We start from the raw sequence: 19,935 nt of genomic DNA, 5'->3' as shown, positions 1-19,935 counted from the left end.
TACAGCACATTGAAGTGCGTACTTCACACTCTAATGTATAACATCCATAATAGCATCTGTAGACAGGGTTCAACAATTATGAGGAGAAAGAAGGTTATGGATACATGAAATTTCTATTGGTCGTCACGCATCCTAGAGAAGATTCACTTACCCTTGCGGTCATGACTCGTTTTGTAGAGGGATTGAAAGAGAATAAGCACGAGGTAGATATTTTGGACTTGGATCGGGATGGATACAATCCGGTGTACAGCGCTGCAGATGAGCTGGATTGGAATACGACCCATAAACAATATGCTCCTGAAACGCGGAAAGAGATGGATAGAATTGCAGCTGCGGACGCTCTGGTCTTTGTGTTTCCACTATGGTGGTACAGTGTGCCTTCCATGCTAAAAGGGTACCTAGATAAAGTCTGGAACAAAGGTTTACTTCAGGAATTTACGACGAAGCAGGTTTTGTGGATGTGCTTGGCGGGAGGGACTAAAGAACATCTGGTCAATTATGAATATCACGATTTGGTTACTAATTATTTGAATAAAGCCATTGCTGGTTACGCAAGAGTAAGAGAGTCCAAGGTGGAGTTCTTCTATGATACTTTGTCCGAGTCGAAAGAATACATTGTAGGTTTACTGGAGCACGCTTATCAATTAGGTCTGGCATATAAGTAAAAATTATTCTGATAAAAATATTGTTGAAAAAGGGTTAAGGCTCGTTAGATGGCACTTAACCTTTTTTATTTCTACAGAAGAGACTATCCTTTTATCACCACTAGTTGTGCTTGCTGAAACAAGGGGTTATGGTGATCCCTTTTCAGAAGCAGTACCCACAGTCTGCTTGGCTAGCTTCTGTCTTCCCCATGTGCGCTGGAATGTTCAAGCTATTCACTAGATTGATATTTACAGTGAAGTGCTTGATAATAAGTGATTATCGGACGAGACAAGACAAAGATACCCAAAAGTGAGGGACCTGAAATGGCGACAAAATTATATTACACCGCTCCAAATTTGACGGAGTGGGACACTCATATTACACAGAGCATGGAAAGAGACGGGGCATTTTTTGTTATGCTTGAGGAAACGGCCTTTTATCCGCATGGCGGAGGTCAGCCGTGTGATACAGGAACGATTCAGGGCATCCGTGTATTAGATGTTTTTCTGGAGGATGGGGACATTTGGCATCAGGTAGAACGTTTGCCGAACGAGGGAAAAGTAGCCTGCCAATTGGATTGGGAGCGCAGATTTGATCATATGCAGCAGCATAGCGGACAGCATTTGCTGTCAGCAGTTTGCCTGGTGCTGTTGGGTGCGCGTACAGAAAGCTTTCATTTGGGACAAGAGTACGCCACAATCGATGTCAACTGTTCGGAAGTAACATCTGCGCAGCTATCGGCAATCGAACAGGAAGTAAATCAGCAAATCTATAATAACCGCAGCATAAAAAGCTATTTTGTAACCCATGAGCAATGGAAGGACATTCCGCTTGTGAAAATGCCTAAAGTGACGGAAAATATTCGGATTGTTGAGATCGAAGGCATTGAATATAATGCTTGCGGTGGTACACATGTGGCTCAGACCGGGGAAATTGGAATGATTAAATGCTTGAAATGGGAAAAGCAAAAAGGGATGGCGAGAATCCATTTCAAATGTGGTGCTCGCGCACTCCACGACTTTAATGATAGTGTTCGGATTTTGGACGTGTTATCTGCGAAGTTCAATACTGGGCGAAAGGATATTTTGACTCGATTCGAAAAGTGGGAGCAGGAGCATAAGCAGCTCAAGGCACAAGTAGAGCTCCTACAAGAGGAAAATGCATCGTACCAGGCGAAAGAGTTGTTGTCTGCTGTACAGGGGCATGTTCTTGCTTATGTATTTGAACAAAAATCCATTCAGGAGATGCAGCAATTGGCTGCCAAGTTGACCGCTGAGCATGATTTGCTTGTTTTATTTGCCACAACGGCCGAAAATAAAATCATTCTGGCACATAACGGTACCCAATCTGTTAGCTGCGGAGCGTTTTTGAAAGAGAATCTGGGCGCGTTTCAGGGCAAGGGGGGCGGTAGCAACCAATCTGCTCAGGCAGCATTTTCGTCCCGCGAGAACCTCTTGAATTTCTTTGAAACGGCCCAGCGGCAGTTCATTCAGGGTTAATGTAATGGAGGATTAGTGACGAAGCGGCAGCTTCCACTTTTCCTCTTCTGTAAATAAAATGAAAGAAAAAATAAGTGCAACAACAGCGCCCCAAATGGCTTTATCCCCAATCGTCAAAGTCAGAAATCCCCCCAGCAAAGCTCCTAGCAAGAAGGCGGCCAGGATGACACCATAGCGCATCGCTCGAATGGCAGCGTTCGTATCCTTGGTCGTTATGGCGATATACATAGCCTCTGTAGCTGATCGGAGATTACCGGTACTGACCGTGGAGGTGTACGGCACATCAATGAGCTTGCGGAAGGAAGTCATTTGTACGGAAGCGACGAACGAGACGATCACCACCACTACCGTATTGGGAACTCCTTGCGGAATCAGTCCCACGATGAAAAAAATTGCTATTTCCAGTAAAAGAATAGCGCGGGTCCAGTCCGGAGTTAAACGGTGGGTTGATTTTCGTTTAATCCCTTCAGCAACAAAAACGCCCAGTGAAAAGGCGATCAGGGGCGGGATATAGGATAACGCCTGAATCCAGTGCCCCTGAATGACCTTGACAGCCAGCAGCACGATATTGCCTGTCTGTGCGTTGGCGAAAACACCGCCTCTTCCAACAAAGGTATATGTGTCCAAAAAGCCTCCTACTAATGATAGTAAGGCGCCCAGTCGCAACGATTCGGACGTTACCTGATGTAAATGGATTTTGCCTTTCATAAACACGGCATATAAGCCTCCTATGCTAAACGTCGATTCTTTAAAGCTAACACGAAAATCCAGGACCATACAATTAAATTAATCACTTAAGCATGAAAATGACACAAAGAAGCCACATCAGGTCCCATACAATAGAAAGGACGTGATGCGGCTTGTTGGAGTGCTGTTTAAAGTGCCATCTGAACTTCGAGAATGTGCTTATTGCAGAGCTTGAACGAGGGCTCTACCAAACTCCTGAGTTCCATCTGGGCCATCGGCTGTAATAATATCGCTATGCGCAACGACATGCTGAGCGACATATTCGGCTTGATGCGCTTGGAGTTGATCCTTTTGTACATCCACTGGATAGCATGTAGCTGTTCTTCCAGAGAGCAGTCCGGTTTGAGCCACGGCCACAGAGCCTGCACAGATGCCGCCCACTAAAGTCTTTTGCTTATGAGCTTGTTTCAGCAGAGCTTGGAGATCTGCATTATTCCACAGATGATCATTCGTTCCTGATCCGCCGATTACAGATACCAGATCATAGTCAGCCAGTACAGCGTCTGTAAAAACAAGATCAGCCGTCGCTTTACCATTGTAGTCACCCACGATTTCGCCTGTTTTTGTACTGGCTAGTGTCACAGTAACGCCTGCTTGTTCCAGCGCTTCCTTTGGTTTAAACAATTCATCCTCATTAAAGCGCTCTGGGGGTATAATAAAAAGAGCCTTTTTACTCATACTCTATTCCTCCTTGAATGTGTAACGTTATTTACTATTGTAGGGTGGCTTCGTCAGGCTGTGAAGAATGCACTTTCAAGTACGGAGGTTACCTGCAGGTTACTATTAATGTGCAAGATCATGATGATTTAGAAGGAGTTAATTGATATATGTCTGATACGCTGAGAGACGAAATACGGGAGAAAATTGTAAATGGAGACTACAACTGCGAAAAGGAACTAACGCTATCTGTGCTAAGCGGTAAATGGAAGGTCGTTATTTTATGGCATCTGGGTGTGGAAGGGCCGCACCGGTTCAGTGACCTGCAAAGGTTGTTTCCGAAGCTGTCGCATAAAGTGCTGACCAACCAACTGCGGGAGTTGATGGAGGACGGTATTGTGCACCGGGAAGTGTATCCCGAAGTGCCCCCAAAGGTGGAGTATTCGATGACTGCGCTGGGGATGACGATTTTACCGATTGTGGAAATGATGTATGAGTGGGGGAAAAAACGGGTGCAATCGATCCGTGAGGAAATGCAACGCAGCAGTGAGGGAAACGTTTAAATTCTGAATGCGATCTAAGATGGACCATTAATGCTCCGTCATATGAAAAATAGAACGCCTTGCACGATAAGTACGAATTGTACCTAGAGCAAAGGCGTTCTTTGCTTCAATATGAATCATTGCTGTTCAAGTGCTGGTAGAACCTCAATCCAGCGTGTAGCCCAAGTACCGATATGGTCAAATAAAGGAGCTAAATCGCGCCCCTTATCCGTAAGGGAGTATTCAATCCGTACAGGCTTCTCAGGATAAACCATACGTTGTATGATTCCTTCCTCCTCCAGCTCTTTCAAACGGTCCGAAAGGACCTTTCCACTTAAATTAGGAATTGAATTCTCAATAGCGACGAAACGTTGCGGACCATTCGTTAGTTGAAATACGATCAACACCGTCCAACGCTTGCTCAGTAGCTCCATAGCCTTTTCAAACCGTGGGCACATCTGCGGAATGTTCATGTGATCACCTCATACTCCTATTATTAACGATTCACTGTTAAAAGTAAATGATTTTACTTTACATAAATTTATTACTTGACGAAATGGTATGATATAAATATACTTTGTTACATAAAGTAACTTGTTAGCTTTGCTACGGAGCTTAAGATATTAATACTTAAAATTTGAACATAATTTGATATTATTAATGACGTAATTAAATGAACAGATACGAACGAATCGTTGAGGTTATGGTTTGGGCGCAGGGGGAAGTCGGATGAAGCTGGAATGTGAAGTGTGCGTAGTTGGAGGAGGCCCCGCAGGGACTTTGTTATCCTGTCTACTGGCGGAGCAGGGTGTTTCGACGATATTGATTGAGCGGCAGAGCGTGCCCGGAAAGGCTTTCCGCGGTGAAATTTTAAACGATGAGGGTCAGGAAGTGATCCAAAAGCATAAGCTGCTCGAACAAATTCATGAGGATCATATTCTCGCCTCCACAAGAATCGAATATTGGCAGCATCAGCAGCAGATCAAAACGGTCGAGCCAGCTTTAATCCATGGTAATGTGGGAGTGCATATTCCACAACCTCGATTTTTAGAGGCGCTGCTCAAACAGGCGTCCACCTACGAGTCCTTCCGTTACCTGGCAGGTACAACTGTGACTGCGTTGGAAGGTGACAGCGAGCAGGGATACACGGGCTTGACCGCCCGCGATAAGAACGGTCATGAGATTACGATTCACAGTTCTTTGATTGTAGGAGCAGACGGACGCTATTCGACTGTACGCAAGCTGGCGGAGATGCCTGTGACGAACATTCGCCACGGCTATGATCTGCTATGGGCTAAAATCGCGGCACCTGCCGGGTGGGAGCCCGTCACTCGTCTGGCACTGGTCAACGGAGGCCAGTTGGCTTTATTTTCACAGGCTGAGGGCTATATTCAAATTGGCTGGAATGTGGAGGAGGGCAGTTTTCTCACCCTGTTTAAGCAATCTTTTGAATCATTTATACAATTGTTTACGGAGGCTTTTCCGGATTTGAAGCATAGTGTGCATGATCACATTCGTTCATGGAAGGACTTCGTACCGTTGGATATTTTCAGCAGCCGCAGTGACACATGGGCACAGAACGGACTGGTCCTGATTGGAGATGCGGCGCATACCATGACACCCACGGGAGCTTTTGGCTTGAACGCCGCTTTGAAGGATGCCGATGTGCTGGCCAGTGAGCTTCTTCGTTTACGCCAGCAGGTATATACGGCAGAAGACCTGAAGGCTTTCGTAGACGGACGACGGCAGGCTGTCACCGAGCTTCAGGAGCGTCAACTGACCATGGAATCCACGTTTCATGAACATTTCTTACACATAGTTCAATGATGTAACACCCTGACAACAACGATTAGCCTGAGAAATACAGGACATTTCATATATAAAGTTTATATAAAGGATGGTGCAGAGAGATGAACCAAAAAGATGTAGCTACGCTACTTAACGATAAAATTCAAACTATTCGTGGAAAGCAATCTTCGACGATTTTGGTAGGACCGATCAAGCTGCCAGTTAATTTGGAAGGGGAAACGATTGTTTTTCAATGGTATTGCTGGTTGCCTGTACGGGATGAGGAAGATCGTCAGGACTTACTGAATGCCAATGCTGAGACGATTGTGAAGCGATTGTCCACACTGAATTTGGCGGAGGGACAACAATCAAGTGTATTGGTGTACGGTGATCTCGAGCAGTCAGATAATGCATTAGTTCGCATGCATAGTATTTGCCATACTGGAGATATTTTTGGTAGCAAGCGCTGTGACTGCGGATTTCAACTCCACCAGTCGATGAAAATGATTGTGGAACATGGAACAGGTGCATTGTTCTATCTAGCAAATCATGAAGGTCGCGGGATCGGTTTGTTTAGTAAAGCCATGGCTTATATTCTGCAAGAAGAAGGCATGGATACCGTCGAAGCCAACCATCAGTTGGGTTTTGAAGATGATACACGCAATTATGCGGATGCCATTAGTGTGCTTCAGCACTTGAGACAAAAACCAGTAACTCTGATTACAAATAACCCTAAAAAGCTGGATGCCTTGAAGAAGTCAGGTATGAATGTGGCGGGGCGTATGCCGCTCTGGGGCGATGTGTCGCAATATAATGAACGGTATTTGAATACAAAAGTAGAACGATCCGGCCATTTGCGGGATTCCGATCTCAGGGAGGTTCTATGAACACTCACGAAAAATATATGCGTCTGGCACTGGAAAATGCCAGAAGTGCCAAAGGGCAAACAGAGCCGAATCCGCTGGTTGGATCAGTCATTGTCAATAATGGCCGTATCGTTGGGATCGGCGCTCATTTGAAGCCTGGCGAGCCCCATGCCGAGATTCATGCATTGCGTATGGCAGGGGAACATGCTCAGGGAGCGACGATTTATGTAACGCTGGAGCCATGTTCCCATCACGGCCGGACAGGCCCGTGTGCGGAAGCGATTGTGAAGGCTGGCATTCGTAGGGTGGTGATTGCAGCACTGGACCCGAACCCGCTGGTTTCTGGCAGAGGGGTACAAATTTTGAAAGATGCAGGCATTGAGGTCATAGTCGGAGTATGTGAGCAGGAATCCATCCGTATGAATGAAGTGTTCAATCAATATATCGTGAACAAGCGTCCTTTTATTACGATCAAATCGGCAGTAACGCTGGACGGTAAAATTGCAACGCGAACCTCTGAAAGCAAGTGGATCACATCTGAGGCTGCACGGGAGGATGTGCATCGTCTTCGTCACGAGCATGTAGGCATCCTGGTCGGTGTACAGACCGTGATTCATGATAATCCTCAGCTTACGACTCGTCTACCAGAAGGACGGAATCCGATTCGTATCATTCTGGATAGTAAGCTTCGTATTCCATTGGATGCTCGTGTTATTACAGATGGAGAGGCGCCTACCTGGATATTCACAGGGCGGACTTACGATAAAGGCAAGCGAAGCCAGCTGGAACAGCTTGGTGTGAAGGTATATCCGACACAGGATGAATATAGTGAGCGGGTCAACCTACCGCAAATGCTGGACATTCTGGGGGCGGCGGAGGTCTCATCGGTATTCGTGGAAGGCGGGGCCGAGGTGAACGCTTCGTTCGTGCAGCAAGGATTGGCAGACAAGCTGGTGTTGTATATAGCGCCGAAGCTGGTTGGAGGGCGCTCCGCTCCGGGCTTTCTCGGGGGAGAGGGCGTGTCTGCGATGAGCGACGCGGTGGCATTGCAGGACTTGAGCGTGACGCAGGTTGGCGTGGACTGGAAAATAGAAGGGTATTTTGAGCGAGGAAAATGAGTCAATTGAGGGGGAAGAAGGCTCCGCGAAGGGGTTGATCTTCCGATCGCTGTTGCAGTGGGATTCTTCGGATTGTATAAGACATTTAAAGGTAAGAATCCCACTGCAAAGGCGAACGCTACCGCTTCTCCAGATTCAATCCCTCCGCTCCGCTGCTACCCACCGCAAAGTCACTCATTTTTCGAAATGGTGTGTGGAGCATGGGGAAGGGCATGAGAAACTATAAACTCAAAACTCATTCAAAGACTCAAAGAAGATCAAAAACTTATAAATCAAAACAGAGGATCTGAAGGGCTAAAAGGCCTGGAGGGTCTTTTTTTATAGACTAAATGTTTATTAGGATGAATGATTAATGGGGTGAATAACTCATAAGGTGAATGTCTTATGGGGTGAAACCAGATAACATAATTACACAATACTTGGGGTTTTCGTCCTGGTTTCTTATGTATTTTTAGATACTTTCGCCTCATTTAGTTAAAATTTAGAAATAAAAGGATTGACCTGGAAATAGTGATCAAGCACAATGAAGTTGAATTCAGCTTGGAAGAAAAGGGAAAAGGCTTGCACGGAAAGAGATAAGGGAATTTAAAGGAGGATGTTGGTTGTGAAAAAGATGATATTATGCTTGTTAAGTGCCAGTCTGATGTTTTTGGCTGCACCGGTTTCTACTAAAGCCTTTTCGGGTGAGGTCAAACAAGGCACAGGCTCATATTCAACCATACTACCTGCCGGAGCAGCTACACCGCAAAATGAAATTTATAAGACAGCGAATGTAACCAGCCCAATGCCTACCAACGACTGGTGGAGCAGTCTGGCCTGGGTGCCCTACTCCGAGGCTCAATATCCGCATCCACTTGCCTTGAAAAATCAACAAAACGGTCTGCGCATCTTTAACCCAAGCGGTAAAATTACGGTCAATCCGGGATACATCGCAGGCTGGATGGATGATGTGAACGATTTTACCATCGGTCATTCTGTAAGCGCTTCATTTTCGGCTGCCAAGGTGGATGGTTTCAGTGATTGGTTTGTTAAATCCTTATTTCAAAGCGGCAGCAACAAAATGAGCGCTACCTATGGACATGGCTCTCCCTATGTTTTTTTTGAATTTGGCGGTGGCAATCCGCAACCTGATACAGAAGCTCCATCAAGCCCGGTAAATGTGCGAGCTACGACCAAAACGGCTTCGGCGGTCACTCTGGAGTGGGAGGCAGCCACAGACAATGTTGGCGTTACGGGGTATATCGTGTATAAGGACGGGGCTCAGGCGGCAAAAATAAACGGTACTTCCGCTTCAATTACAGGACTGGTTGCAGCTACTACTTACAGCTTTACCGTTAAGGCTCAGGACGCAGCCGGTAACTTATCTGCAGCCAGTCAAGCTGTTTCGGTAACTACAGAGCCAGCATCTGGCGGCAATGAGGGAGGCGGAGAAACGGAAGATTACACTGTACGGTCCCACTTTGTCAGCGATCATGAAGCACTGCTTCAATTTACCCCTAAAACAGCCTCCGCCTATGTTGACGTGCATTATACTTTATCAGGTGGACAACAGCTCAATTACCGGATGACCAACAACGCTGGTGTTTGGGAACAGCGGGTTACAGACCTCTCCAGCGGGAAGGCCGTCAGCTATTGGTTCACCTATGAAAAGGCGGGGTTGCAATATGAGACTCCTTCATTCAGCTATACCCACCAGACTGCAGCTACAACAACAGGAGTTTCCGAGTTTCTGCTACCGACGCGTTGAACACCTCCCAACCCGGGCTTGCTCTGAATAAATAAAATTTTGGATGATATAAATATAGAGGAGATACAGGTATGACAGAGTTTTGGGAATCCAGTTTTATAGAAAATCAAATGATGTGGGGCTTTGAACCTTCAGACTCAGCAATCCTGACAAAGGACTTTTTTCTTGCAAAGAACGTTAAGGATATATTGATACCTGGTATTGGATATGGTAGAAATGCCAAGGTTTTTGTTGATAACGGAATAGATGTAACAGGTATTGAGATTTCAAAAACAGCGATTGATTTGGCGAGACAAAAAGAGCTTAATATTAGTATTTTTCATGGCTCCGTAACGGATATGCCTTTTGATAACAAGCTTTATGACGGTATATTTTGTTATGCACTTATTCATTTGTTGAATAAGCGTGAGAGAGATAAGTTTATTAGAGATTGCTATCGTCAACTAAAGCCAAACGGATATATGATTTTTACTACGATTTCAAAAGAAGCTCCAATGTATGGAAAGGGAAAACAACTGGATAAAGACTATTTCGAGATCATGGAAGGGGTAAAAATGTTTTTTTATGATTCTGACTCAATAAAACAAGAATTCGGAAAATATGGACTAATAGAAATTTCCGAAATTGTTGAGCCACATAAAAATATGGAAAGTAAACCTCCATTCAAATTTATCATGGTAAAATGTCAAAAAGAGCTATAAGGTGAATGGTAAGAGAACGACACGAGGGAAGCAGTTATGCTTCCTCCGTGTCTTTTTTTGTTTTTTATGGGGTCGTAATACTTTCGCCATGTTCGTGAATGCAAGGGTGCGTAATAATGATAAAGGCTGATGCAGGAAGATATTACCGAGGCGAGGATTTCCAATGGTCCCGCAGTGCCTGCCCTGATCGGATCAGGTATCCTGTAAATCTGATGCATCCACCAACATTAAGGGTTCGATTCCCAATCGCCTTCCACGCGACTTCTGGTAGAGTATTCGAATGATCGAATAAAACAATGAAAAGACCCCAATAAGAGCATCCCATGTCTGGTCTTGATGACAGATACCGGGGCGATGGCTATGCGGCCAGCGGATACCGGAGAGAGTAAGCGCCGACAGGACCCGAGGCTTCGGGAATACGGATTCACAGTCGATGTTGGGCTGGTGAATTCCATCCCCGGAACACGGGAACAGGCGGCCCCTTTCTTTTTCCTTAAGCTTGGCCCCGCCCTCCAACCGGAGGGATGCTCTGTAAGGGTCCACCCCCTGCTACAACAAATAAAAATAAATCCTCATTTTAAAAATGTGTTTTGACTCAACGTGCGAATAAGCGGAGCGGTCCGTTTGAATCTGGAGAAGCGAAGCGTTCGCCTTTGTCCCTGAATTTTAACCCTATAAGGGGTTCATCAAATCCAAAAATTCAGGGGCAACAGCGATCGGAAGATCAAATGGAACGTGGAGCCGCTACACGCGGAAAATGTACATTTTTAAGTTGAGGATTTTTAACACTAGGAGTGATACGATGTTTAAGAAGATAACGATTAAAGCCGATGAGCGCGGACTGCTGTTCAAAAAAGGAAGCTATCACAAGTTGCTGCACCCAGGGACTTACCTATTGAAGACATTTCAGCAGGAAGCCGTTGAAATTTTAAATGTATCCGACCCTTTTTTTGTACCAGATCACGATATTCGTTTGTTTTTGACAGATCCTCTATTGCTGGAGCAATTGACTGTCATTGATGTAGAGGACCATGAGTATGTGTTGCATTATGAAGACAATCGGTTTGTGGAACTGCTGACAGCAGGGAAATATGCATTTTGGAACATGCTCAAGGAGCATCGTTTTGTTCGTGCAGATACGCGGCAGCCTGCAATTGATAAGTCTTTGGGGCAAGCCTTCTTGTCCAAGACACCGGGCTTCTGGAAAGCCCTTCAGGTGGCCAGTCATGAATTGGGATTTTTGTATTACGATAATGTGCTGCAAGGTAAACTAAAACCGGGCAAATATTATTTTTGGTTGTCCACTGTGAATACAGAGATCAAAACACTAGATATGCGACAGCAGCAGATGGACCTGATGGGACAGGAAATCATGACTGAAGACAAAATCACGCTACGCCTTAACTTTGTCTGTCAGTATCGTATTATCGACCCGCTGCGGGCGTTGGAATTCAGAGCATACGAGGAGCAAATGTACATTATGCTTCAACTGCTGCTGCGTGAATATGTAGGCACAATGAAGCTGGATGATTTGCTCAAAATGAAGCAGGAAATTGCGGAATATGTCTTGACTCGACTAAATGAACAGAGCGACGAATATGGAGTGACTTTTACGTCAGCAGGGGTGAAGGATATTATTTTGCCGGGGGATATCAAGGATATCCTGAATACGGTGCTGTTGGCAGAGAAGAAGGCGCAAGCTAACCTCATCACACGACGTGAAGAGACGGCATCCACTCGTAGTCTGCTCAATACGGCCAAGCTGATGGACGAAAACGCCACCCTTTATCGTCTCAAAGAGCTGGAATTCATGGAAAAAATCTGCGAGAAGATTGGTACGATATCGCTGACTGGTGGAAATACGCTGCTGGAGCAGCTGAACACGTTGGTTCATATGAAAGAGGGGCAAGGGCTCCAATAACGAAAAATACTCCCGAACGATGAGTGCAAGCTGGCTCAAAGTTCGGGAGTGTTTTTTATTTTAGTTCGTCTTGGTGGATGCGAGAAAAGCGTCCATATCGATCACCGGAATGAGAGCACCCCGATGCTCCATCACAGTAGGAAACAATTCGCGTTGCCATTCTTCCTCATTGTTTTGTAGCTGACTGTCTTCAGCAGATGCCGTATCCTCTACCTGATCGACAAGCAGGGCAATCTTCGCACGACTGAGCAAAATCATTTTGTCTTCAGAGGAGTCGCTTGATGCGGGAAGAAGCAGTTTTTTGCGTAGATTAAGGATTGTAAATACGTCGCCACGAATGGTCACCATTCCTTCATGCCATGCTTCGGAAAAGGGGAGCGGCGTCCCTTTTTTGGCATTCATGACTTCTTCTACTTCCAGAAAGTTTAACGCGAACTTCTTGTCCGCCAGACTGCACACAATAAATTCAGACATAGCAATTCTCCTTACATATTCAGATAAGTCCATCACAAGTTGTGAACTAGCGGTAAATTGGGTTAACTATTGCGTTTTGACAGATGGAACGATAAAGTGGAGGATGCGGTAAAATGGTTTTAGTTAATCACAGAATATCACAAACGAGCAGTTAAATCTTCCAAAATAACAACCAAACGGACAAGGCGTGGCTTCGAGTTTCCCTACATATATAATGTTGGGGCTAAGGCTGTGTCCGGTGGCACTACATTTTAAGATAAGCGGGTTGAGGTAGAATGGATCATGAAAAGCAGCGATTAAGTATCGAGGCAGCCAGATTATACTATCTGAACGACTATAGCCAGCAGGATATCGCGGTCAGACTTGGGGTTTCACGTCCTACAGTATCGCGGTTACTTCAGGCTGCCAAGGAACAGGGATACGTACGGATCAGTATTGTGGACCCGATGGAGGATATGGACGCGCTCGGAGAGCAGGTGAAAAAGAAATACGGGCTGGATACCGTGCTGGTCTGTTATTCGCCATTAAATGAATACCAGGAGATCAAGAAGCATATTAGCAAAAAAGCAGCCGATTATTTGCATGAAACGGTACAGGATGCTGATATTATTGGTGTGACATGGGGAACAACCATGCATGCGGTGGCGCTTCATCTTCAGCAAAAGCAGGTCAAGGGAGTTGAGGTGGTTCAACTCAAAGGAGGCGTAAGCCATTCACATGTCAACACTTATGCCGTGGAAACCGTAAATTTGTTCGCAGAAGCCTTTAACACCATCGCTCGGTATTTGCCGCTACCTGTGATTTTCGACAGTCAAGCTGTTAAGAGAATGGTCGAGAAGGATCGGCATATCCAGCGTATCATTCAACTTGGCAAGCAGGCGAACATTGCGGTGTTTACGGTGGGTACGGTCAAGGAGGATGCGCTGCTGTTCCGATTAGGATACTTTAACCATGAAGAGCAGAAGCTGCTGCAAAAAATCGGCAAGGGCGATATTTGCTCGCGCTTTTTTGACGATGAGGGCAACATATGCAGTCAGGAAATCAACAGCCGTACCGTTGGAATTGATTTACCTGAGCTGCGAAAGAAGGAGAAGTCCATCCTTGTAGCTGGAGGTCAGCGCAAAGTAGAGGCCATTCGGGCATCACTGCGTGGCAAGTATGCGAATATCTTGGTGACGGACCAGTTTACGGCACAAGCACTTTTGCAATAGAACATGTTGGCCTCAATTCAATTAAACATGGTTACGGCGTGTGCCTACAGGGTAACATGAATTGTAGGTGAACGGCCTGTGTACAAGCGTGAACATAATTTCAAAATGTGTTTTACATATGTTCAGAGCCGTGCTATGATGATCTCATCACAGAGAAATAAACGATTCATTTTCTTCACACTATTTATTAAATGAAGGAGCTTTTAGATATGAACATTGCAGCATTAATCGACCATACATTGTTGCGAGCAGATGCGATGAAGGATGAAATTACAAAACTGACTGCTGAGGCAAAAAAATACCAGTTTGCTTCCGTATGTGTGAATCCGGCGTGGGTAGCTTATGCAGCTGAACAGCTTGCAGGCACAAACGTGGCTATCTGTACGGTTATCGGGTTTCCACTGGGAGCCAATACATCGGCAACGAAAGCGTTTGAAACGAAAGATGCTATTGCTAACGGTGCAACTGAAATTGATATGGTTATTAACATAGGCGCTTTGAAGGCGCGCGATGTACAGCTCGTCGAGCAGGATATCCGTGCGGTTGTGGAAGCGGCTGCGGGTACACTGGTCAAAGTGATTATCGAAACCTGCCTGCTGACAGACGAAGAGAAGGTACTGGCGTGTGAGCTGTCCGTCAAAGCTGGAGCGAATTTTGTGAAAACTTCGACGGGTTTCTCTACAGGTGGAGCTACTGTGGAAGACGTAGCCTTGATGCGCAAAACAGTAGGACCTGATATTGGTGTCAAAGCTTCTGGTGGCGTACGTAGCCTGGAGGATGTGCAAAAATTGGTAGAAGCTGGCGCAAGTCGGATCGGTGCAAGTTCCGGTGTGAAAATCATCGAGGGCGAGCAATCTACATCTTCCTACTAAGTTTATTTTAAAGTCATGGAGGGATTCGGGATGAAGGATCAATTGATTCAGAAAGCGCTTGAGGCGCGCAAACAGGCATATGTTCCGTATTCGAATTTTCAAGTAGGTGCTGCGGTTCTCGGAAGCGATGGCACGGTATATCACGGATGCAATGTGGAAAATGCCTCCTACGGCTTATGCAACTGTGCAGAGCGGACAGCGATTTTTAAAATGGTATCCGAAGGCTGCCGTAAAATTGATTCGATTGCGGTTGCAGCTGATACGGAAGGGCCTGTGTCTCCATGTGGGGCCTGTCGTCAGGTCATTTCCGAATTTGCTCATCAAGATACCAAAATTTATCTGACAAACCTTCATGGCAATACGGAAGAGTGGACGATGGAGCAGTTACTGCCGGGTGCTTTTCGACCTGCGGATCTGGGGAAATAAAAAAAAGAATGCCTCTTTGGGGCGCATTCTTTTTATGGTCAATGTAAGCGCTTAATGTAATGAGGGGGAATTGAAATGAAATATGTAATCGCTTTGGTGGGATTGCTTGTTGTATTTGCACTTACTTACGTTGCCAGCAGTGACAAGCGTAAAATCAGGTATCGTCCGCTGATAGTTATGGTTGTTCTGCAAGCAGCGCTTGCTTTCGTATTGCTGAATACAGAGATTGGTGAAATTCTAGTTAAAGGTTTTGCAAAAGGTTTTAATAGTCTGATTGGTTATGCTATGGAAGGGATTAACTTCGTTTTTGGCGGAATTGCGAATGAAGGAGCAGCACCGTTCTTTATCGGTGTACTGCTGCCAATCGTGTTCATATCCGCGCTGATTGGGATTTTACAATATGTAAAAGTGCTTCCTTTTATTATTAAATATATCGGGCTTGTCTTGAGCAAAGTAAACGGAATGGGTAAACTGGAATCCTACAACGCTGTAGCTTCGGCTATCTTGGGTCAATCCGAGGTGTTTATTTCCGTTAAGAAACAAATTGGTCTGCTGCCAAAACACCGGCTGTATACATTGTGTGCATCTGCGATGTCTACGGTGTCCATGTCGATTGTGGGAGCCTACATGCAAATGTTGAACCCCAAATATGTGGTTACCGCATTGGTGCTGAACCTGTTTGGCGGCTTTATTATCGCTTCCATTATTAATCCGTACAAGATTGAGAAGGAAGACGATTTACTGGAGGTTCAAGAGGAAGAGAAGCAGTCCTTCTTCGAAATGCTCGGGGAGTATATTATGGATGGTTTCAAGGTTGCTATTACGGTAGCCGCGATGCTAATCGGTTTTGTGGCGCTGATTGCCATGGTCAACGGCATTTTCTCCTGGTTGTTTGGGATCAGCTTTCAGGCGCTGCTTGGGTATGTGTTTGCACCGTTCGCCTTTGTTATGGGGATTCCGTGGAACGAGGCAGTGCAGGCAGGCAGCATTATGGCTACCAAGCTCGTATCCAACGAATTTGTGGCTATGCTGGATCTGACCAAGCAAACAGGCTTGTCCGAGCGTACGATCGGGATCGTATCGGTATTCCTCGTATCCTTTGCAAACTTCTCGTCCATCGGTATTATTTCCGGGGCTGTGAAGGGTCTGCATGAAAAACAGGGAAATGTAGTGGCCCGTTTTGGTCTGAAGCTGTTGTACGGGGCGACGCTGGTTAGCGTGCTGTCGGCAACGATTGCAGGGTTGTTTTTGTAAAAAAAACAGCGAGTCAGGAAAGGATTTTTATAATGTCTAAATTTAAACGGATTCACTTGGTCGTTATGGACTCGGTTGGTATCGGCGAAGCACCGGATGCTGCCCAGTTTGATGATTATGATGTAGACACACTTGGTCATATTGCACGCGAACGCGGCGGTCTGAACATGCCGAATATGGGTAAGCTCGGTCTGTCCAACATTCGTTCCATAGAAGGTGTACCAGCGGTCGATAAGCCACTCGCGTATTACACCAAAATGCAGGAAGCCTCCAATGGCAAGGATACGATGACAGGTCATTGGGAAATCATGGGCTTAAATATTGCAGTTCCTTTCCGTGTATTCCCGGATGGGTTTCCAGATGAGCTGATTCAGCGCATTGAGGAGCATACAGGCCGCAAAGTTATTGGCAACAAGCCAGCCAGCGGCACGGAAATCATTGATGAGCTGGGCGAAGAACATGTAAAAACCGGCGCACTCATCATCTATACCTCAGCGGATTCAGTACTGCAAATTGCAGCGCATGAGGAAGTTGTACCTTTGAAGGAGCTCTATGAGATCTGTGAGTTCTGCCGTAAAATCACGCTGGAAGATCCGTACATGCTGGGTCGCATTATTGCCCGTCCGTTCGTAGGTGAGGCAGGGAACTTCTCTCGTACCTCCAATCGACATGACTATGCGCTCAAGCCATTTGGTCGCACCACAATGAATGAACTGAAGGATGCAGGCCTGGATGTAATCGCCTTGGGTAAAATCTCTGACATTTATGACGGCGAGGGTGTAACGAAGGCAGTGCGCACAGTGTCCAACATGGATGGCATGGATAAGCTGGTGGCTACGCTGGACGAGGAATTCACTGGATTAAGCTTCTTGAATTTGGTGGACTTTGATGCTGTATACGGTCATCGTCGTGATCCGCAGGGATATGGTCAAGCCTTGGACGATTACGATGCCCGTCTGCCCGAGGTATTCGCCAAAATGACCGATGACGATCTGCTGATCATCACCGCAGATCATGGGAATGACCCAACCTATCGCGGAACGGATCATACCCGCGAATATGTGCCTTTGCTGGCTTATTCCCCTCGTTTTGTAGCTGGAGGCAAGGAACTGGCAGTCCGCAAGACGTTTGCGGATATTGGAGCGACAGTAGCGGATAACTTTGGTGTAAAACTGCCTGAGCATGGAACTAGCTTTTTAGCAGAACTTCAGTAATCTAGACGCTAGCAACGAAGGCAGTCAAGATTATTGGTAACGAAATGAGTAACGATATCAGCATGGACAAATGGGACGGAGGAATAAAAAACATGAGTGTACACATTGGAGCCAAACCTGGAGAGATTGCAGAAACAATTTTGCTGCCAGGAGATCCGCTACGGGCGAAATTTATCGCTGAAACGTATCTGGAGGACGTGACCTGCTACAACGAGGTGCGCGGAATGCTCGGATTCACGGGAACGTACCAAGGCAAACGCCTGTCTGTACAGGGAACCGGGATGGGGCTGCCCTCCATCAGTATTTATGTCAACGAACTGATTAGCGAGTATGGGGTGAAAAACTTGTTCCGCGTGGGTACATGTGGCGGAATGAAGGAGCATGTGCACGTTCGTGACGTCATTTTGGCACAGGCATCCTGTACAGATTCCGGCATGAACCGCCATATCTTTGGCGGCTACGATTTCTCCCCGATTGCCAGCTTCCCTCTCTTGAAGGGCGCTTATGATCGCGGGGTTGCCAAAGGGTTGAACATGCATGTTGGCAACGTATTCAGTTCAGACAGCTTCTACCGTGATGACAAATCAGTGGTACAAAAATTGATGGAATACGGTGTGTTGGGTGTGGAGATGGAGACTTCGGCTTTATACACGCTGGCAGCCAAGTTTGGCGTAAACGCACTGACCATTCTGACGGTAAGTGATCACTTGCTGACAGGCGAAGAAACGACAGCAGAGGAACGGCAAACCACGTTTAAAGAAATGATGGAAGTTGCACTGGATACAGCAGTATCTCTGTAAACGATCATACGCACAGTGAGGAGAAATGACATATGAGAATGGTAGACTTGATTGAAAAAAAACGTGACGGAAAAGAACTGAGCACTGAGGAAATTAACTTTATTATCCAAGGCTATACTCAGGGTGAAATTCCTGATTATCAGGTCAGTGCATTGGCGATGTCTATTTTCTTCAAAGATATGAACGAACGGGAACGTGCTGATTTGACCATGGCAATGGTTCATTCAGGAGATACGATTGACTTGTCCGCGATTGAAGGTGTAAAGGTCGATAAGCACTCCACTGGCGGTGTGGGTGATACGACAACACTGGTACTGGCTCCGCTTGTAGCAGCCTTAGACATTCCGGTAGCGAAAATGTCAGGTCGCGGCCTCGGGCACACGGGCGGAACGATCGACAAGCTGGAGGCCATTGCAGGCTTTCACGTAGAGATCAGCAAGGATGAATTCGTAGATTTGGTGAATCGCAGCAAAATTGCGGTCGTCGGACAAAGCGGCAACCTGACACCTGCGGATAAAAAATTGTATGCTTTGCGTGATGTTACAGCAACGGTAAATTCGATTCCGTTGATTGCCAGCTCGATTATGAGTAAGAAAATCGCTGCCGGCTCTGATGCCATCGTACTGGATGTTAAGACAGGTGCGGGCGCATTCATGAAAACAGTAGAAGATGCCAAAGAACTGGCACATGCCATGGTAAGCATCGGGAACAATGTGGGTCGCAAGACCATGGCGGTTATTTCTGACATGAGTCAACCGCTGGGGCTGGCTATCGGGAACTCGCTCGAAGTTAAAGAAGCGATTGATACACTGCGCGGCGAAGGACCCAAAGATCTGGAAGAGCTGTGTATGGCTTTGGGCAGTCAGATGGTATTTTTGGCCGGAAAAGCAGACTCCCTCGAAAACGCCAAAGAGAAGCTCAAAGAGGTCATTCGTAACGGCAAAGCACTGGAGAAATTCAAAGAGTTTATTGCGAACCAAGGCGGCGACGCTTCTGTAGTGGATCATCCAGAACGCTTGCCACAAGCGCAGTATCTTATTGAAGTACCTGCAAAGCAGGACGGCGTGGTAGCTGAAATCGTGGCTGATGAAATCGGTACCGCTGCGATGCTACTGGGAGCAGGCCGTGCGACCAAAGAATCCGAGATTGATTTGGCTGTCGGCTTGATGCTGAACAAAAAAGTCGGCGATGCGGTTCAAAAAGGCGATTCGCTGGTTACAATCCATGCGAACCGTGAAGACGTGGACCAAGTAATAGAGAAAATCTACGCGAACATCCGTATTGCGGATCATGCGGAAGCCCCCGTGCTGATCTACGGAACGGTGACAGAATAATATGTAAGCTGTATTTGCGGCTTATCTAGATAGAGAGCCATCGTATGGATTCCTTTGAACAAGTTTGAAAAATATGACAGCCAGACTCATAATAGATTATGAGTTTGGCTTTTTTTTAT

Annotated in this window: 21 protein-coding genes; 16 read left to right on the top strand and 5 right to left on the bottom strand. The window is 46.1% G+C overall.

The window, feature by feature from the left end:
• Positions 1-104: 104 nt before the first annotated feature.
• Positions 105-665 carry an NAD(P)H oxidoreductase gene (locus tag PPM_RS22790; protein WP_013373191.1) on the top strand — a complete coding sequence of 187 codons (561 nt, stop codon included), beginning with the start codon at positions 105-107 and terminating at the stop codon, positions 663-665.
• A gap of 303 nt (positions 666-968) precedes the next feature.
• Positions 969-2,144 carry an alanyl-tRNA editing protein gene (locus PPM_RS22785; RefSeq protein ID WP_013373190.1) on the top strand — a complete coding sequence of 392 codons (1,176 nt, stop codon included), beginning with the start codon at positions 969-971 and terminating at the stop codon, positions 2,142-2,144.
• Positions 2,145-2,156: 12 nt separating this feature from the next.
• Here PPM_RS22785 and PPM_RS22780 read toward each other — a convergent pair whose 3' ends face one another.
• Positions 2,157-2,858 (bottom strand): YoaK family protein, encoded by a 702-nt coding sequence (locus PPM_RS22780; RefSeq protein WP_013373189.1) that lies wholly within the window; start codon positions 2,856-2,858, stop codon positions 2,157-2,159.
• A gap of 192 nt (positions 2,859-3,050) precedes the next feature.
• Entirely contained in the window at positions 3,051-3,569 is a 519-nt protein-coding gene (locus tag PPM_RS22775) for a DJ-1/PfpI family protein (RefSeq protein ID WP_013373188.1), read from the bottom strand.
• Between the two features lie 149 nt (positions 3,570-3,718).
• Here PPM_RS22775 and PPM_RS22770 point away from each other — a divergent pair, with 149 nt between their 5' ends.
• Positions 3,719-4,111 (top strand): winged helix-turn-helix transcriptional regulator, encoded by a 393-nt coding sequence (locus PPM_RS22770; protein WP_013373187.1) that lies wholly within the window; start codon positions 3,719-3,721, stop codon positions 4,109-4,111.
• 116 nt (positions 4,112-4,227) lie between these two features.
• Here PPM_RS22770 and PPM_RS22765 read toward each other — a convergent pair whose 3' ends face one another.
• Positions 4,228-4,563 carry a winged helix-turn-helix transcriptional regulator gene (locus PPM_RS22765; RefSeq protein WP_013312049.1) on the bottom strand — a complete coding sequence of 112 codons (336 nt, stop codon included), beginning with the start codon at positions 4,561-4,563 and terminating at the stop codon, positions 4,228-4,230.
• Between the two features lie 256 nt (positions 4,564-4,819).
• Here PPM_RS22765 and PPM_RS22760 point away from each other — a divergent pair, with 256 nt between their 5' ends.
• The 5 genes from PPM_RS22760 to PPM_RS22740 all read left to right on the top strand — a co-directional run bounded on the left by PPM_RS22760 (position 4,820) and on the right by PPM_RS22740 (position 10,310).
• Positions 4,820-5,917 carry an FAD-dependent monooxygenase gene (locus tag PPM_RS22760; RefSeq protein ID WP_013373186.1) on the top strand — a complete coding sequence of 366 codons (1,098 nt, stop codon included), beginning with the start codon at positions 4,820-4,822 and terminating at the stop codon, positions 5,915-5,917.
• Positions 5,918-6,000: 83 nt separating this feature from the next.
• Entirely contained in the window at positions 6,001-6,765 is a 765-nt protein-coding gene (locus PPM_RS22755) for a GTP cyclohydrolase II (RefSeq protein ID WP_013373185.1), read from the top strand.
• Positions 6,762-7,862, top strand: a complete 1,101-nt coding sequence (gene ribD, locus PPM_RS22750) for a bifunctional diaminohydroxyphosphoribosylaminopyrimidine deaminase/5-amino-6-(5-phosphoribosylamino)uracil reductase RibD (protein ID WP_013373184.1) — start codon at positions 6,762-6,764, stop codon at positions 7,860-7,862. The genes PPM_RS22755 and ribD overlap by 4 nt, the downstream gene beginning before the upstream one ends.
• A gap of 595 nt (positions 7,863-8,457) precedes the next feature.
• Positions 8,458-9,609, top strand: a complete 1,152-nt coding sequence (locus tag PPM_RS22745) for a fibronectin type III domain-containing protein (protein ID WP_016324734.1) — start codon at positions 8,458-8,460, stop codon at positions 9,607-9,609.
• Between the two features lie 71 nt (positions 9,610-9,680).
• Complete coding sequence (locus tag PPM_RS22740) at positions 9,681-10,310, top strand: class I SAM-dependent methyltransferase (RefSeq protein WP_013373182.1); 630 nt, start codon at positions 9,681-9,683, stop codon at positions 10,308-10,310.
• A gap of 192 nt (positions 10,311-10,502) precedes the next feature.
• Here the strand turns inward: PPM_RS22740 and PPM_RS29445 are convergent, their stop codons facing one another.
• Complete coding sequence (locus PPM_RS29445; RefSeq protein WP_158309132.1) at positions 10,503-10,853, bottom strand: hypothetical protein; 351 nt, start codon at positions 10,851-10,853, stop codon at positions 10,503-10,505.
• Positions 10,854-11,112: 259 nt separating this feature from the next.
• Between PPM_RS29445 and PPM_RS22730 the strand changes: the two genes are divergently transcribed.
• The gene (locus PPM_RS22730) at positions 11,113-12,231 is read left to right on the top strand and encodes a slipin family protein (RefSeq protein ID WP_013373180.1); all 1,119 of its coding nucleotides are present in this window, start codon (positions 11,113-11,115) and stop codon (positions 12,229-12,231) included.
• Between the two features lie 60 nt (positions 12,232-12,291).
• On the opposite strand, the gene PPM_RS22725 is transcribed toward PPM_RS22730, so the two are convergent.
• Positions 12,292-12,705: a chemotaxis protein CheW gene (locus PPM_RS22725; RefSeq protein WP_013373179.1), complete on the bottom strand. Its 414-nt coding sequence runs from the start codon at positions 12,703-12,705 to the stop codon at positions 12,292-12,294.
• A 275-nt stretch (positions 12,706-12,980) separates the two neighbouring features.
• On the opposite strand from PPM_RS22725, the gene PPM_RS22720 reads away from it, so the two are divergent.
• From PPM_RS22720 to PPM_RS22690, 7 genes are all read left to right on the top strand, one after another.
• Positions 12,981-13,916: a sugar-binding transcriptional regulator gene (locus tag PPM_RS22720; RefSeq protein ID WP_013373178.1), complete on the top strand. Its 936-nt coding sequence runs from the start codon at positions 12,981-12,983 to the stop codon at positions 13,914-13,916.
• A 209-nt stretch (positions 13,917-14,125) separates the two neighbouring features.
• Positions 14,126-14,788, top strand: a complete 663-nt coding sequence (deoC, locus tag PPM_RS22715; protein ID WP_013373177.1) for a deoxyribose-phosphate aldolase — start codon at positions 14,126-14,128, stop codon at positions 14,786-14,788.
• Positions 14,789-14,818: 30 nt separating this feature from the next.
• Positions 14,819-15,214: a cytidine deaminase gene (locus tag PPM_RS22710; protein WP_013373176.1), complete on the top strand. Its 396-nt coding sequence runs from the start codon at positions 14,819-14,821 to the stop codon at positions 15,212-15,214.
• Positions 15,215-15,289: 75 nt separating this feature from the next.
• The gene (locus tag PPM_RS22705) at positions 15,290-16,468 is read left to right on the top strand and encodes a NupC/NupG family nucleoside CNT transporter (RefSeq protein ID WP_013373175.1); all 1,179 of its coding nucleotides are present in this window, start codon (positions 15,290-15,292) and stop codon (positions 16,466-16,468) included.
• 32 nt (positions 16,469-16,500) lie between these two features.
• Positions 16,501-17,682 carry a phosphopentomutase gene (deoB, locus tag PPM_RS22700; protein WP_013373174.1) on the top strand — a complete coding sequence of 394 codons (1,182 nt, stop codon included), beginning with the start codon at positions 16,501-16,503 and terminating at the stop codon, positions 17,680-17,682.
• Between the two features lie 92 nt (positions 17,683-17,774).
• Positions 17,775-18,482, top strand: a complete 708-nt coding sequence (gene deoD / locus PPM_RS22695; protein WP_013373173.1) for a purine-nucleoside phosphorylase — start codon at positions 17,775-17,777, stop codon at positions 18,480-18,482.
• A gap of 32 nt (positions 18,483-18,514) precedes the next feature.
• Positions 18,515-19,816, top strand: a complete 1,302-nt coding sequence (locus tag PPM_RS22690) for a pyrimidine-nucleoside phosphorylase (RefSeq protein ID WP_013373172.1) — start codon at positions 18,515-18,517, stop codon at positions 19,814-19,816.
• Positions 19,817-19,935: the final 119 nt, after the last annotated feature.

The sequence above is a fragment of the Paenibacillus polymyxa M1 genome (assembly GCF_000237325.1).
Lineage (GTDB): Bacteria > Bacillota > Bacilli > Paenibacillales > Paenibacillaceae > Paenibacillus > Paenibacillus polymyxa_C.
The sequence above is the reverse complement of the archived record's forward strand: the minus strand, read 5'-3'. Positions and strand labels throughout refer to the sequence as shown.

Coding starts and splice junctions, on each gene's coding strand:
- PPM_RS22710 (WP_013373176.1), top strand. CDS start 14,819: ATGAAGGATCAATTGATTCAGAAAGCGCTTGAGGCGCGCAAACAGGCA.
- deoC (WP_013373177.1), top strand. CDS start 14,126: ATGAACATTGCAGCATTAATCGACCATACATTGTTGCGAGCAGATGCG.
- PPM_RS22790 (WP_013373191.1), top strand. CDS start 105: ATGAAATTTCTATTGGTCGTCACGCATCCTAGAGAAGATTCACTTACC.
- PPM_RS22740 (WP_013373182.1), top strand. CDS start 9,681: ATGACAGAGTTTTGGGAATCCAGTTTTATAGAAAATCAAATGATGTGG.
- PPM_RS22720 (WP_013373178.1), top strand. CDS start 12,981: ATGGATCATGAAAAGCAGCGATTAAGTATCGAGGCAGCCAGATTATAC.
- PPM_RS22785 (WP_013373190.1), top strand. CDS start 969: ATGGCGACAAAATTATATTACACCGCTCCAAATTTGACGGAGTGGGAC.
- deoD (WP_013373173.1), top strand. CDS start 17,775: ATGAGTGTACACATTGGAGCCAAACCTGGAGAGATTGCAGAAACAATT.
- PPM_RS22765 (WP_013312049.1), bottom strand. CDS start 4,563: ATGAACATTCCGCAGATGTGCCCACGGTTTGAAAAGGCTATGGAGCTA.
- PPM_RS22775 (WP_013373188.1), bottom strand. CDS start 3,569: ATGAGTAAAAAGGCTCTTTTTATTATACCCCCAGAGCGCTTTAATGAG.
- PPM_RS22760 (WP_013373186.1), top strand. CDS start 4,820: ATGAAGCTGGAATGTGAAGTGTGCGTAGTTGGAGGAGGCCCCGCAGGG.
- PPM_RS22745 (WP_016324734.1), top strand. CDS start 8,458: ATGTTGGTTGTGAAAAAGATGATATTATGCTTGTTAAGTGCCAGTCTG.
- PPM_RS22770 (WP_013373187.1), top strand. CDS start 3,719: ATGTCTGATACGCTGAGAGACGAAATACGGGAGAAAATTGTAAATGGA.
- deoB (WP_013373174.1), top strand. CDS start 16,501: ATGTCTAAATTTAAACGGATTCACTTGGTCGTTATGGACTCGGTTGGT.
- PPM_RS22690 (WP_013373172.1), top strand. CDS start 18,515: ATGAGAATGGTAGACTTGATTGAAAAAAAACGTGACGGAAAAGAACTG.
- PPM_RS22705 (WP_013373175.1), top strand. CDS start 15,290: ATGAAATATGTAATCGCTTTGGTGGGATTGCTTGTTGTATTTGCACTT.
- PPM_RS22730 (WP_013373180.1), top strand. CDS start 11,113: ATGTTTAAGAAGATAACGATTAAAGCCGATGAGCGCGGACTGCTGTTC.
- PPM_RS22725 (WP_013373179.1), bottom strand. CDS start 12,705: ATGTCTGAATTTATTGTGTGCAGTCTGGCGGACAAGAAGTTCGCGTTA.
- PPM_RS22755 (WP_013373185.1), top strand. CDS start 6,001: ATGAACCAAAAAGATGTAGCTACGCTACTTAACGATAAAATTCAAACT.
- ribD (WP_013373184.1), top strand. CDS start 6,762: ATGAACACTCACGAAAAATATATGCGTCTGGCACTGGAAAATGCCAGA.